Below are 14,620 nucleotides of genomic sequence, written 5' to 3' on the forward strand. Positions count from 1 at the left end.
GCTATGATCAAAACTTTTATATTTCTTATCGCATTTTTGCCTGCTGTAGCATTTGGACAGGTATCCGTTTCAGGAAAAATCATAAGCCAGGCGGATACCAAACCTGTCGCAGATGCCAGTGTGTTTATCAGTAACGCTACGGTTGGCAGTAAGACAGCGCCCGATGGAACGTTTACGTTAAAAAACGTAAAGCCGGGTCAGTATGAATTGGTTGTATCGATAATTGGATTTGATACCTACAATCAAACTATAGTAGTGGATAAAAGTGATCTCGACCTGAAAGTCATTACTATTTATCCTAAATCGATAGCGCTCAATGAAGTTAAGGTAAAGCCGGAAGTTGATTTTACACGCCAGCGCAATTACGATTGGTTTAAGGAGGAATTTTTAGGAAAAACGGAGCTCTCCAAAGAATGCAAGATCCTGAACCCTGAAGTGCTTGATTTGATTTATGACGAAAAAGCGGGAGTGCTTACTGCTTCTTCAGTTGATTTTTTGGTGATCCAAAACAACGCACTGGGGTATAAAATAAAATACCTGTTAAAGGATTTTACTTTAAATAATGCTGATGAGCTCAATAAGGAAGTAGGCTACTCTGGCGTTGTATCGTTTGAGCCACTTAAGGGCAGCCCTGCAGAAGAACAACAATGGGAAAACAAAAGGGCGGAAACTTATCGCGGCTCGGTAAGGCACTTCCTCAGATCGGCCCTGGTGGATCAGTTAGACCAGGACGGTTTTAGGGTGTTGCGTTTACCTGCCAACCCGGAGCGCCCGGCTGATAAGCTGATAAATAAAAAAATAGAGGATTTCCAGGATGAGAAGGATAAACGCAGCGGCCGCGACTCATTGGCATACTGGACGAAAAAATCTAATCTTCCTAAACGCTTGCAAAAGCTTTTGCTTAAGCCGCTAAAAGAAGAAGAGTTTATAAGCGGGGCCGATAAACAAGGCTTTTATACGCTAAGCAATGTTTCTGCATCAGGGGGGAATGTTAACGATGCACTGTATGTTTCGTACGATAAGTATCACCGGTTTAATAAAGGCACGATGAGCAAATTATCGGACGCTGAAAACAAAAATAATACCCTTATCATCTTCGAGACTCCGTCTGTCCCTTTCGACAAGAACGGCAATGTGCTTGATCCTAAGGATGTAACCTACGAAGGTGTATGGAGCCGGAGCAGGTTAGCCGGAATGCTGCCATTGGATTATGAACCGGGTACAACAAAAGCGCTCGCAGGAGACAGCGCGTTAATAAATAACATAAGCAGTAAGCTAAACAACTACGCAGCAAATCATCTCACAGAAAAAACTTACCTACACTTTGATAAACCATACTATGCGGCCGGCGACACAATTTACTTTAAAGCTTATATAACAGGCGAAGGGGACCACCGGCTATCAACCCGAAGTGGTGTATTATATGCCGACCTTATCGACCCAAATAACAAAATAGCCCGGTCAATGAAACTGCCGCTGGCAGACGGCCTTGCATGGGGCGATTTTGCGCTTGCCGACTCATTGAAAAAAGGCAATTACAGGGTAAGGGCTTATACCCAATTAATGAGGAACGACGGCGATGAAGCATTTTTTGAGCAAAGCGTTCCGGTTGGGTCAATGCTTAACAACCGGGTATCGGAAAGCAGTACATCGAAAAAGCTTCCCGCCAATGAAAAACCAGTAGTACAGTTTTTTCCGGAAGGCGGGACCCTGCTAACCGGCGTTAAATCGAAAATAGCGTTTAAGGCAATTGGTCCGGATGGTTTTGGTATTGACGTGAAGGGTGCGGTGCTTGATAACGAGGGCAAGGAAATAACAACATTTGCATCGCAGCACTTGGGGATGGGATATTTTTACCTGGAGCCCAGGGAAAATAAGACTTACAAATCAAAAATAACCTACGCTGACGGAACAGAAGCAATTATTGATCTGCCCGCCGCGGGCTCAAATGGCCTGAGTATGGATGTCACTGACCTCAGCCGTGCATACACCATAAAAATTAACGCTTCAAAGAACTGGTACCAGGAGAACAGGAACAAAAACTATACGCTGATAATTTATTCTGGAGGTATGCCTTTTAGCTTTGCTGTGAAGCTGGATAAACAGGAGGTAGGCTTAAATATCGGTAAAAAGGAGTTCCGTACAGGCGTAGCCAAAGCAACTTTATTTTCGCAGGCCGGTGAGCCATTATGCGAGCGCTTATTTTTTGTTCGGAACGATGACCTGCTTAAGTTGGGACTAAGCACCGACAAATCCACTTATGCAACGCGCGAGAAGGTAAAGGTTTTTTTAAAAACGCAGGGGAATGATAATGCCGCTGCCCCAGGAAATTTTTCGGTGGCGATAACCGATGAAGGTAAGCTCCCGGCGGATGAAAATGCAGAACCTACAATTTTAAACAACCTGCTGCTAACGTCGGAACTTAAAGGGTACATTGAACAGCCCAACTATTATTTTACAAATATAAACGACAAAACCACCGCCGACCTTGACCTTGTAATGCTGACTCATGGCTACCGCCGGTTTGAATGGAAAAAAGTGCTGGGTGCTGGCAGCAGCAATTCAACCCCAATACTTAAGCCGGAGACAGGCTTGCAAATTTCGGGAACGCTGACACACAAATCAGGAAAGCCGTTTACGGGTGGCAAACTGACCTTATTTAACAGGTCCGCGTCCGGGACATTGTTATTGGATACTGTAACAGACCTGAACGGGCGTTTTGTGTTTGATAACCTGGTTTTTGGCGATACTACCAAGTTTGTGATACAGGCGCTGGTAGGTAAAGCACAAAATGACGTGGTGCTTAGTGTGGATAGCACTGCAGGTCCGGCGGTTAACGTAATTTCATCCCGATTGGCAGGGCTGGTAAAGGTTGATAACCCAATGGAGGGATATTTGCGAAACAACAAATTGTTTTACGAGGAACAGAAGAAATACGGGGTCAACAAACACCAGGTTATGTTGAAGGAGGTAGTGATAAAGGATAAGAAAACAGATCCCTCGTTAGCGCATTCTGGAAATTTAAACGGGGCAGGCAATGCCGACCAGGTGTTTACCTCGAAGCAATTGGAAAATACATCATATACAACCCTTAAGGATTTTTTGGCAGCGAATTCGCCCAATCTTGAGATTACCTTCGACCATTTCTTATACTCCAGGCGTTCAGTCCCAAACTTTACGGGGCAAAGGGATATGATGGAAATTATTATTGACGGCGCGCCATTTCGGCAAAAAGAACCTAACGATCCCCCAAATGCACCAAAACCTATTGATTGGATAGAAACCGGGGACATTGAAAGTATTGAAATAGGATTTGGGGCTCATTATGGCGCAATTTATGGCAGCCGGGCAGCAGGGGGCGTACTGATTATTACTACCAAAAGAGGGAAAAATCGCAAATATGAACGCTACACGCCAGGCGTAAAAACATATACGGTTAACGGTTTCTACAAAGCCCGCGAGTTTTATTCCCCGCAATATGATAACCCCAAAACCAACCAAAAAATGGCTGACCTGCGCAGCACCATTTACTGGAACCCCAATGTTGTAACTGATAAAGACGGCAAAGCATCATTCAGTTTTTTTAATGCCGATGGCAAAGGGACCTACCGGGTGGTAATTGAAGGCATTGATGCTGATGGCAATTTAGGAAGGCAGGTTTACAGGTATAAAGTTGAATAGCAGACTGTTGTTTAATTGTAACAGAAATGATACAAATAAACATAACGCTTGCGTTATGTTTATTTCCCTAAACCTTATAAATTTAACGTAATAACAAATCCTAATCCATGCTATCACTCATTAAACATCAAAATCCTGAAACCGCAGTTAATAAATTATTAAAAGATCTGTCGATTCATATCGTTCCGGAAACCATCGCCGGCGAGCTTGAAAAGCACCCCGATTGTCCCAGTCTGCTGGCAATCAGCGATGTACTGAATAACTTCAATATTGAAAATGCAGCTTTCCGGGTTGATAATGATAACCTGGTAAATGTACCTTGTCCGTTTATAGCCCACACCCACGTGAATAACGGTGATTTTTTAGTTGTAAATAAAATTGATGGCGATACGGTTCTTGTATCAAACGAAAAATGGAACAGGCATAAAATAACGCTCGACGAATTTAAAAAGATGTTCAAGGGGGTGGTATTAACCGCCGAACCATCGGCGGCTCATGAAGCACCGGCAACTTTTCCCACATTTTTAGCGACAATAAAAGCGCCGGCACTAATTACCGGAGTTTTACTGATCCTGTTAGCTGCACTTTACGGCAATGGTTATTTCGCCAACCTGGGCTGGCAAACAGCGTTGTTATCCGTGTTTAAAACGGCCGGATTAATAACATCCACATTGCTGCTGATCCAATCAATCGACAGCAACAACCCATTGATCCAAAAACTGTGTGAAACCACTACCAAAGTAAATTGTAACGCCATATTATCGTCAAAGGCCGCAAAGGTATTTGAGGGGCTTACCTGGAGCGAGGTAGGCTTTTTTTATTTTGGTGGCACCTGGTTGTTGTTGCTTTTTGGCGGAGGCTCTGTTACCGTTTTATGGACCCTGGCTATTTTAAATGCGGTAAGCCTGCCTTATACGGTGTATTCAATATATTACCAGGCGCGCATTGCCAAGCAATGGTGTGTGTTGTGCTGCGTTGTACAGGCATTGTTATGGCTGGAGTTTTTAACACAGGTTTCAACTTTTACCCATCCATTTGTATTTACCGGGAGCGGTGATGTCATAACCATCTTCATCTGCCTGCTTACACCCGTAATTTTATGGACACTGCTAAAACCTTTGTTTTTAAAACAGCAGCAGCTACAACCGCTAAAACAACAATTGCGCAGGTTTAAATACAATACCGAACTATTTACCAATACGCTAACAGCACAACCCAAATATGCTATCCCTGGCGAAGAATGGAGTATTGTATTGGGCAACGTAGAGGCTGATAACATTATTACCATGGTAAGCAACCCTTATTGCGGCCCATGTGCAAAAGCCCATAAACAATTAACCGAACTGCTGGAACAAGGCAGCGGCGCCGTACAGGCGCGGATAGTTTTTACTGCCGATAACACCGATGCGGATATAAAAACCCCCGTTGCCCGCCACCTGATGGCTTTAAATGAACTCCCCGATAAAACAATAGTTGAAAATGCCCTGCACGACTGGTACGAGCAAAAACAAAAAGACTACCAGGCCTGGGCAAAGGTGTACCCTGTGCAGTTGAATGAAGCCAACTTTTACAAGCTGGAAAAGCAGAATGCCTGGTGTAAAATGGCAGAGGTAACCGCTACACCAACAACGTTGCTTAACGGCTACCGCCTGCCTGATTTGTACCAGCTCCCCGATTTAAAATACATGCTTGAATAAGCACATAAAAATACTTCTCGCGAAAGTAAAAGGAGCATGCACTTTAATACATGCAGCCAAATATGGGGGCTTGGTTCCGGTAAAATTAACTATTATTTAATAAAGAATTTTATGCAAAATTTTAACAAACTCAGCAGGGCTGAGATGAAAATGTGACAGGTGGAACTGCACCCGTATGTAGAGTTGAATGCGATGTCTGGCCTAATCCTTTAATAACTGTAACTGAAGTAGTGCCCGATTGTTCGGTTGAATCACAGGATACAGAATGCGCCAAAATCGGCGGCACGCGAATAGGTTGTTCTTGTAACTAAATGTATTTATCAAGCAATATTTAACATTGATTACAGGTTGATTGATTTAATCAACCTGTAATTTACTCTAACTTATAAGTTGACATGCTATTAAAAATGAGCATATCCATGCTATTATTAAGACTGTGTTGCATGCCTGTATATAGCCAGGTTGATCATGAGGCTACAAATTCCATTTTGGAAAAGTTTCAAAAATATTCCAATAACAACGTCCTGGAAAAAGCCTACCTCCAATTCGATAAGCCCTATTACTCCATCGGCGATACCATTTATTTCAAGGGGTATCTAACTATCGGCGGGAATCACAAATTATCAGCATTAAGCGGGGTATTGCATGCGGAGCTGATTAATCCTGAAGGGAAGATAGTCCGTGCAGAAAACCTGCAGGTAATGGCAGGCACCAGCTGGGGCGATTTTGCGCTTGCTGATACGCTGAAAGGCGGCACCTATGTTGTCAGGGCCTATACCAACTGGATGCGTAATGAGGGTGAAAATAGCTTTTTTGAAAAAGCTATTACCGTTGGCAGTTTCGCAAGCGCCAAAAAATTCGAAAGTGGCGAACGCCAAAAAAACATAGTAAATAAAAAACAAGAGCAGCCTAAACGCGATGTGCAATTTATGCCCGAAGGCGGCACGCTGGTGGCAGGTAACTATTCTAAAATTGCCTTTAAAGCAATAGGTGCTAATGGAAGTTATCTAAATATAAAAGGAACGATAACCGATGAAACTGGCAACGAACTGGCCAGCTTTTCGTCGGCGCATGCCGGCATGGGCTCGTTTACGTTTGTACCCGAAGCCGGCAAGACTTATAAGGCGAACATTGTGTATGATGACGGAACGCACGATGTGGTTGTTTTACCCAAAACAACAGAAACAGGATACACTATAAATGTTAATAACAATAGCGCAGATACGCTGCGAATAAGGGTAACGGCAGCAACAAACAATACGACTGACAAATTAAGTCTTATTGCCAGGGCAGGCGGCACCATATATTATGCGGCAGAAAACCAGCAAACAGGTGCGAAATTCTTTTCGGCTATTATCCCTAAAAACAAGTTCCCAACTGGAATCGTGCAATTCACGTTATATTCTCCGGAGAAAGAGCCCTTAAACGAACGGTTGGTATTCATTGATAATCACGACGAATTAAAGCTGGGTATTAAGAGTAGAAAGCAAAAATATAAATTAAGGGAAAAAGTAAATGTTGAGCTAAATGTATATGACAAAACAAATATGCCTGAAATGGGCAGTTTTTCAATTTCTGTAACAGATGAAACCAGATCACCCGCAGATACGGCAAATGAAAACTGTATCCTTAGCTACCTATTGCTGACGTCGGATTTGAAAGGTTATGTAGATACGCCTGCCTATTATTTCAGAAATAATAGCGAGCAAACGCAAAATGACCTTGACAACCTGTTACTTACCCAGGGTTATCGTCATTTTGAGTGGAAAGAAATAGGCGAGAAAGAACAATCTGAGCCGCAATACCAGGCGGAAAAAGCTTTTACGATATCTGGCATGATAAAGAGGAACGGCAAACCTGCAATCGGGGCTAAGGTAAGTTTGATTAGTAAGACTAACGGTTTTTTTATGATAGATACAATAGCTGATAACAACGGCAGGTTTGCTTTTAAAGATCTGATATTTGCCGATAGCACCAAGTTTCTGGTACAATCGAAAGTAACCAAAGGACAAGACGATGTAACCGTAGAACTGGATACCCTACCGCCTGCCAACATCGATGTCTACAATCGGTCTTTGAGTACCAAGCAAGACCACGATGAAAAAATCGGCCTGAACACCTACACCATTAATCAAAAGCAATTTTATGAAGAACAGCAGAAATACGGTATAAACAAACACGCTGTGGTTTTGAAGGAAGTGCATATTGAAGCAAAAAAAGAAACGACACCCTACCACTCAGAAAACCTTAACGGAGCCGGAGGGGCAGACCAAACTTTAACTGTTAAACAATTAGAGCGGATGAATTGTTCAAAACTTACCTATTGCCTGTCGGGTATGCTATCTGGCGTCATATTCAGAGGTGCACTGCCTCTTAATTTGCGGGATCATCAAGCAATTATGGCTATTATAGTCGATGGTACCTTTTTAGAGTTACCCGAATACGAAGAAGTTTTTAATTCCCTGCATCCGGAAGATATTGAAAGTATTGAAGTAATCCTCGGACCACATTATGGGGCTATTTACGGAGACCGGATGGCACACGGGGGACTGATAATTACTACTAAAAGAGGCCGGAAAACGAAAAATTATTACCGTTACGCCCCCGGGGTAATCACCTATATGCCAAAAGGCTTCTACAAAGCCCGGGAGTTTTATTCCCCGCAATATGATAACCCCAAAACCAACCAAAAAATGGCTGATTTACGCAGCACTATTTACTGGAACCCCAATATCATAACAGATAAAGACGGCAAAGCCTCATTCAGCTTTTTTAATGCAGATGGCAAGGGGACTTACCGGGTGGTGGTTGAAGGCATTGATGTGGATGGTAATTTAGGCAGGCAGGTTTACAGGTATAAGGTTGAATGAAAACTGAAAATACTTTTCGCGAAAGTAAAGGAGCGTGTCCTTTAAAACACATGCCGCCAGCCGGGGTGGTACCGGTAAAAACTAAAATACACTTATATGAAAAAGCAACAAAAGTTAAGCAGAAATGAAATGAAAAACGTTACTGGTGGGATCAGGCAGGACCAGGTTTGGGTTATTTGTAACATAAATGGCACTAACCAACAAGTGTTAAGTCCGTGTGCCCCATGCCCTCACTGTCCTGATAATGGAGGCTGGGTTTCATACGCATATGCTGGTGATGCAGACCGTTGTCCTTGCCTGTTATAAACCAGGGTATCAATAACAAGTAGCAGTTAGTATTTACTAACTGCTACTTGTTAAGGTGCAATACTTAAAAAATATAGAAATGGGGTGTGCTGCTAAATCTAACCAATAAGAAGTAGAAGGTTTTTAATAAAGCAATGAATCCACAGCGTTGCTGGCTATAGCAGATATAATCAAAAATGAATTCCTGTATTTATTTATTAAAATAAGTATACTTGTTTATAAGTTAATAAAAATTTAACCCCTATGCCTTTCCCCATATACAAACAACCTGATCAAATGGACTGCGGCCCCACCTGCCTGCGTATGGTGGCAAAGCATTACGGCCGCAACTTTACGGTGCAAACCCTGCGGAAGCTTTGCGAAATTAACCGCGAGGGGGTATCCCTGCTGGGCATCAGTGACGCATCAGAAAAAGTCGGCTTCCGGTCATTGGGCGTAAAGCTGAACATCGCACAGCTAAGAGAAGCAGAGCTGCCTTGTATTTTGCATTGGCGGCAAAATCACTTTGTGGTGCTGTATAAAATAAAGAACCACAAATATTATCTCGCAGATCCTGCAGCCGGCCTGGTTACCCTTAATGAAACGGACTTTGCCCGCAATTGGCTTAATGACGAAGATAAGGTTGAGGGCATCGCCCTTTTGCTTTCCCCAACACCGCAATTTTATGAGCAGGACGATGAAAAAGGCACAGCCGTTAGCTGGTCGTTTTTGTTTCGGTATTTGATAGCTTACCGCAAGCTGGTGGTGCAGTTGTTATTTGGTTTGGGGATAGGGAGTTTGCTGCAATTGATCACGCCTTTTTTAACACAGTCGGTAGTTGATATCGGGATTAATACCCGCAACCTCAATTTTATTTACATCATCCTCATCGCCCAAACAGCCTTAATAATAGGGCGGGTGAGTGTGGAGTTCATTCGGTCGTGGATCTTGCTGCATATCAGTACCCGCATTAATATCTCCATCCTGACGGATTTCCTGATCAAGCTGATGAAGCTGCCCATGAGCTTCTTCGATACCAAAATGACAGGCGACATCATGCAGCGGATGAACGACCAGAGAAACATCCAAACCTTTTTAACCGGATCGACGCTAAGTACGGTGTTTTCCATGTTCAACCTGGTGGTTTTTTCGGTAGTGCTGGCGTATTACAACGCAGGGGTGTTTTTTGTGTTTGCAGCAAGCAGCACCTTGTACATTACCTGGATAGTGCTGTTCCTGAAACGCCGCCGGGCTCTTAACTATAAAAGCTTCGAGGTTTCGGCCAAAAATCAAAGCAGCATCGTGCAGCTAATAGGCGGCATGCAGGAAATAAAATTAAATAACTGTGAGCAGCAAAAACGCTGGGAATGGGAGCACATCCAGGCCCGGTTGTTTAAGTTCAACGTAAAGAGCCTGGCGCTGAGCCAGTACCAGCAGGGCGGGGCAACTTTTATAAACGAAGGCAAAAATATCCTGATTACTTTTTTGAGCGCGCAGGCGGTTATTAATGGAAACCTCACACTGGGCGCCATGGTTGCGGTGCAGTATATCGTCGGCCAGTTAAGCAGTCCTATCGAGCAGTTGCTTGGCTTTATGCAGGGTTTCCAGGATGCCAAGATAAGTTTGGAAAGGCTGAACGAAATTCACCAGATGGAGGACGAGGAACCGGTAAACAAAGAATGGAACCATAACCTGCCCGAGGATAAAAGCCTGAGCATTAACAAGCTTACCTTCCGCTATCCTGGGGCTGGTAATGAGCCGGTGCTTGAGGATATCGACCTCAACATTCCCCAGGGAAAAACTACTGCCATTGTAGGCATGAGTGGCAGCGGAAAGACAACCATCCTGAAGCTGTTGCTTAGATTCTATGAGCCTCAAAAAGGCGAGATCAGGGTAGGGGAGCAGTCCATTCATAACATAGGCTTTAAAACATGGCGCGGGCAATGCGGTGTAGTGATGCAGGATGGCTTTATTTTCTCCGATTCGATTGAACGAAATATTGCAGTTGGAGATGATTATCCCGATAAAGAAAAACTGCGCCATGCTATCAAGGTAGCCAACATCCAGGATTTTATCGATACCCTGCCACTTGGTTTAAATACCAAAATTGGTGCAGAAGGTAACGGCATCAGCCAGGGGCAGCGCCAGCGCATGCTGATTGCCCGGGCAGTTTACAAAAATCCCCAATACATATTTTTTGACGAGGCCACCAACGCGCTTGATGCCAATAACGAACGCGTGATAATGGATAACCTGGCGGAGTTTTTTAAGGGCCGCACAGTGATTATTGTAGCACACCGTTTAAGCACTGTTAGTAATGCAGATAACATTATTTTGCTGGACAAAGGCCGCATAATTGAACAGGGAACCCACCATGAGCTGACCGCCTTAAAGGGGGATTATTATAAGTTGGTTAAGAATCAATTGGAGTTGGGAACGTGAGGTTAGTGATTAGAGATTAGTGACCCGAGACTAGAGATTAGAAAGAAAAAACACATTGGAAATCGGTGAAATCAAATAAAAATCAGTGAAATCATAATACTATGCCTACAATATACGCTAATGATAGTGCCGCTGAAGGCCGCCACACCGACGAGATGCAGGATATTATTACCGCGGTGCCCGGGTGGCTGCTGCGCTGGGGGATCTCCCTGTTTTTTGGGATCCTGGTTTTAATAGTGCTGTTAGGGGCTTTAATAAAATACCCTGATATTGTTAACGCCCAGCTAAAGGTTGATTCACCTAACTCGCCAAAACCTGTGGTGTCGAAAATATCGGGTAAACTGGTCCAGTTGCTGGTGCAGGAAAATGAAACCGTTAAAGCAGGCGCGCCTTTGGCGTATTTGGAAAGTACCGCCAACCATGCAAAGGTGCTGGCCTTGCTTACAACCCTGCAGCAGTTACAAGCCCAGGTATTGCAAAATAGGCCGCTTAACAATGTTGTGTTAAACCAGTCTGATAATGTAGAATTTGGTGAGTTACAAAGCGCCTACCAGGCATTTTCGCAGGAATATATTGCATACAAGGCAACAATTGATAATGGTTTCCTGGTGAAAAAGAAAGTGTACCTGCAAAAGGACCTTACCTACATCTCGCAGCAGCAACAGCAGCTAAATGCCGAAAAAATTATCCAACAGAAAGATTTTGCGCTGGCCGGCGATGAATATGAGATGCACAAAAAACTGGTACAGCAAAGGGTGGAAACCAAAGCCGAACTAAGGCAGGAGGAAAGTAAGTACCTTGCCAAACAATCGCCCCTGCTGCAAACGCAATCCAGCATCATGACCAACGAAAATAATTACGCTGCCAAGCAAAAAGAGATCCTGGAGCTTGACAACCAGGTGCAGGAAGAGAAGACGAAATTTATGCAGGCCCTAAACAGTTTGGTGAGTACAGCCGAGGATTGGAAAAGTAAGTATGTATTGAGCGCATCGCAGGCGGGCAAGCTCTCGTTTGCAGGTATCATACAGGAAAACCAGGTGCTTAGCCCGGGGCAGGAAGTTTTTTATATTGATCCGGGTAATGAGGCGTTTTTCGGGAATATGACGATATCTCAAAATAATATGGGTAAGGTTAAGGAGGGGCAACAAGTATTGGTGAAACTAAAAAGCTACCCGTTTGAAGAATATGGTATGATAAGGGGAAGGATAAAATACATTGCCGATGTTCCTTATAAGGACAGCGTTTTTATTTCGAGAGTAGAGTTTAAGATCAATAACTCATCCGATTTAAAAAAGCCTATTCATTTAAAACAAGGCATGATGGCCGATGCTGAAATCATCACACAGGATGCAACTATATTACAGCGCCTGACAAGGAGCTTCTTCAAGATTCTCGGCACTAAATAGTTGAACGTGAGTTCGGCATTACTATCGATTGTTTTTTCGTTAGAAATTTAATGCATTGATAATGAGGATGTTTCATAGTGTTCCGGGTGTTCCATGTGCAAAAATGGAACGCTTTGGAACACCGGGGGCGTCTTTGCATGTTAACCCCTTGTTTTCGTAAATAATTTATAATCAATTCTTTAACGCAAAATATTTCAGAATTATGTTAACCCTGTTAACCCCCTGCGTTCAGTTGGCAGTTTTAAGTTGGCAGTTTGCAGTGGCCAAAAAGTTGAACTAATAGTGCCCCGCTAGAAATATTTTTAGTTTCTAAGGTTTGGAAATCAAATACACCTTGCCCAATACCGTAGCTCTCGTAGCCCGGTTTAAAAAATTGGGCTTCAGGTTTTCCTGCGGATAGTCTATAAACGAGTGTACTATCGTAAATGCAGCATGGGTTTGAACCAGGTAATCCATTGACCGTTGGCTTACATAAAACAAGGATGTTTGTTGGGGTCTGAAGTTTTTAAACTCTTCAATCGGCAAATAATCTATCGGCTTTTTGCTGTAGAACTGGAAAATATTATTCTCGAACTTTAGGGAGTAGATTTTAAAATTATCAAAGGGTTTTTGGTTGATATATTCAGCGGCTGCTATTTCACCGCGATAAGGCACTATTTCATTATAAAACACGGTATTCAAATAAAACCCCGCAAATAACGCAGCAGCACAGCAGGCAAAGAATATCCTTTTATAATTTTCCTTTACCGATTTTAAGATCAGGACAATCATAATACCGAATATGATAATATCGGTAACAAAAAATACATTACTTGCCGGTTTTAAAAGATAATTAAGCGCCACTACCACCAACGGCAACGCAATTGCAAAGATCCATAGTGAAATTGCCCTTAAATTTGTACCGAATCTGCTTAACTGGTTAACACAAAACGGTGCCGTAACAATAGCAAACAGCGGGAAAACCGCATTGGTATAAAACGGCAACTGGAACCCGGAAAATGAAAATAACAGTAAAAGCAATAATCCACCGCTCAACGTATAGTACTCGGTAAGCCTGACGCCTTTAAATATGTTTTTTACACTTTTAAAAACGGCATAATAAAATAACAGGCACCATGGAGCAAATGCCCACAACAGCGTATGCAGATAAAAGAACTTACTCCCTGTCGCGGCCCGGCTTATTGGTCCTGCGTTTATAAAGCGACCAAACTGGCTGTCCCACAAAAACCATTTAAGGCCCGAGACATGATTGGTGCCGAACACTATTTTCTCTGGATGCAAGTCGAATTGGATGTAAAGGGCATAAAGCTCCGGGATGGTAAAAATGATGGTAACCACGATAAGCGCAAGCCACTTGAAACTAAACAGATCGGCAAGCCTTTTTTGAAAAGCCAGTTGCCCGAACAATGCGCCACCCACAGGTATTATTACAAAAATCCCCTTTGTCATGATGGCGCAGGCAGTAAGCATTGCAGCTAAAAACAGGTGCTTAAAACTATAACGTTGCTGCAAGCAGGCAACATGATAAATAGATCCCATTAATAACCCCATCAGGTAGGGCTCGGCACGAACATCAGTATTTGATAACAATACATGCAGGGCCGTCATAACTATTAATACTGCGGTAAAAGCAATTTCGCGGCTGTAATATTTAACTGCAAAAAGCCAGGTATACAGCAGGCTTAGCGCAAAAAATAAGAGGGCAGGCAGGCGGTAGGTGCACTCGCTTATGCCGAATGCCTTAAAGCTGAACAGTACCAGCCAAAACGGAAAATGCGGTTTATCAAGCCAGTCGCGGTTGTAGGTAAACAGCTCGAGGAAGCTCTTTTTGTAGATGAGATTCTTGGATATTGCCGCATAGAGGCCCGGGTCATCGGTGAAAAATTTAACGTTTATGCCGGCAAAGTTTACCGCAAGCGCCAATATGAAAAACGCCAGGAATATTATTTTATTCGGCTCCTTCATATTAAGCGAAAGAAATGATTTTTGTGGCGACCAGCATACCCGGCAAATATAAACGATATGTTATAAAATGACGGTTAAAATAAAGGACATAAAAAAACCTCACGCCCTGAAGAGCATGAGGCCAAAAATCACAACAATTGTTTAACCTTTCGGTCAATTCCTAACTGCAATATGATTCTGATATTTAGAACGTTGCAATATTATTTTTGTTTTATGACAAGTATTAAAAAATAAAAATATTTTTTGCTGATTCCGGTAGTTGGCGATCGCTGGG

7 protein-coding genes are annotated in these 14,620 nt (G+C 43.0%); 6 read left to right on the forward strand and 1 reads right to left on the reverse strand.

Features of this window, described 5'->3' with window-relative positions:
• Positions 1 to 3 precede the first annotated feature (3 nt).
• The 6 genes from KXD93_RS25425 (at position 4) to KXD93_RS25445 (ending at position 12,381) form a co-directional block, all read left to right on the forward strand.
• Complete coding sequence (locus KXD93_RS25425) at positions 4 to 3,681, forward strand: carboxypeptidase regulatory-like domain-containing protein (protein WP_258140330.1); 3,678 nt, start codon at positions 4 to 6, stop codon at positions 3,679 to 3,681.
• Between the two features lie 107 nt (positions 3,682 to 3,788).
• The gene (locus tag KXD93_RS25430; protein WP_258140332.1) at positions 3,789 to 5,378 is read left to right on the forward strand and encodes a cysteine peptidase family C39 domain-containing protein; all 1,590 of its coding nucleotides are present in this window, start codon (positions 3,789 to 3,791) and stop codon (positions 5,376 to 5,378) included.
• Between the two features lie 443 nt (positions 5,379 to 5,821).
• Positions 5,822 to 8,248 (forward strand): TonB-dependent receptor, encoded by a 2,427-nt coding sequence (locus KXD93_RS25435; RefSeq protein WP_258140334.1) that lies wholly within the window; start codon positions 5,822 to 5,824, stop codon positions 8,246 to 8,248.
• Positions 8,249 to 8,344: 96 nt separating this feature from the next.
• Positions 8,345 to 8,554: a bacteriocin-like protein gene (locus tag KXD93_RS30710; RefSeq protein WP_157740613.1), complete on the forward strand. Its 210-nt coding sequence runs from the start codon at positions 8,345 to 8,347 to the stop codon at positions 8,552 to 8,554.
• A 243-nt stretch (positions 8,555 to 8,797) separates the two neighbouring features.
• Entirely contained in the window at positions 8,798 to 10,975 is a 2,178-nt protein-coding gene (locus tag KXD93_RS25440) for a peptidase domain-containing ABC transporter (RefSeq protein ID WP_258140336.1), read from the forward strand.
• Positions 10,976 to 11,076: 101 nt separating this feature from the next.
• The gene (locus KXD93_RS25445) at positions 11,077 to 12,381 is read left to right on the forward strand and encodes an HlyD family secretion protein (RefSeq protein WP_258140337.1); all 1,305 of its coding nucleotides are present in this window, start codon (positions 11,077 to 11,079) and stop codon (positions 12,379 to 12,381) included.
• Between the two features lie 309 nt (positions 12,382 to 12,690).
• Here KXD93_RS25445 and KXD93_RS25450 read toward each other — a convergent pair whose 3' ends face one another.
• Positions 12,691 to 14,346, reverse strand: coding sequence for an ArnT family glycosyltransferase (locus tag KXD93_RS25450; protein WP_258140338.1), 1,656 nt, complete (start codon positions 14,344 to 14,346; stop codon positions 12,691 to 12,693).
• Positions 14,347 to 14,620: the final 274 nt, after the last annotated feature.

The sequence above is a fragment of the Mucilaginibacter phenanthrenivorans genome, from assembly GCF_024721155.1.
In the GTDB taxonomy this organism is placed as follows: domain Bacteria; phylum Bacteroidota; class Bacteroidia; order Sphingobacteriales; family Sphingobacteriaceae; genus Mucilaginibacter; species Mucilaginibacter phenanthrenivorans.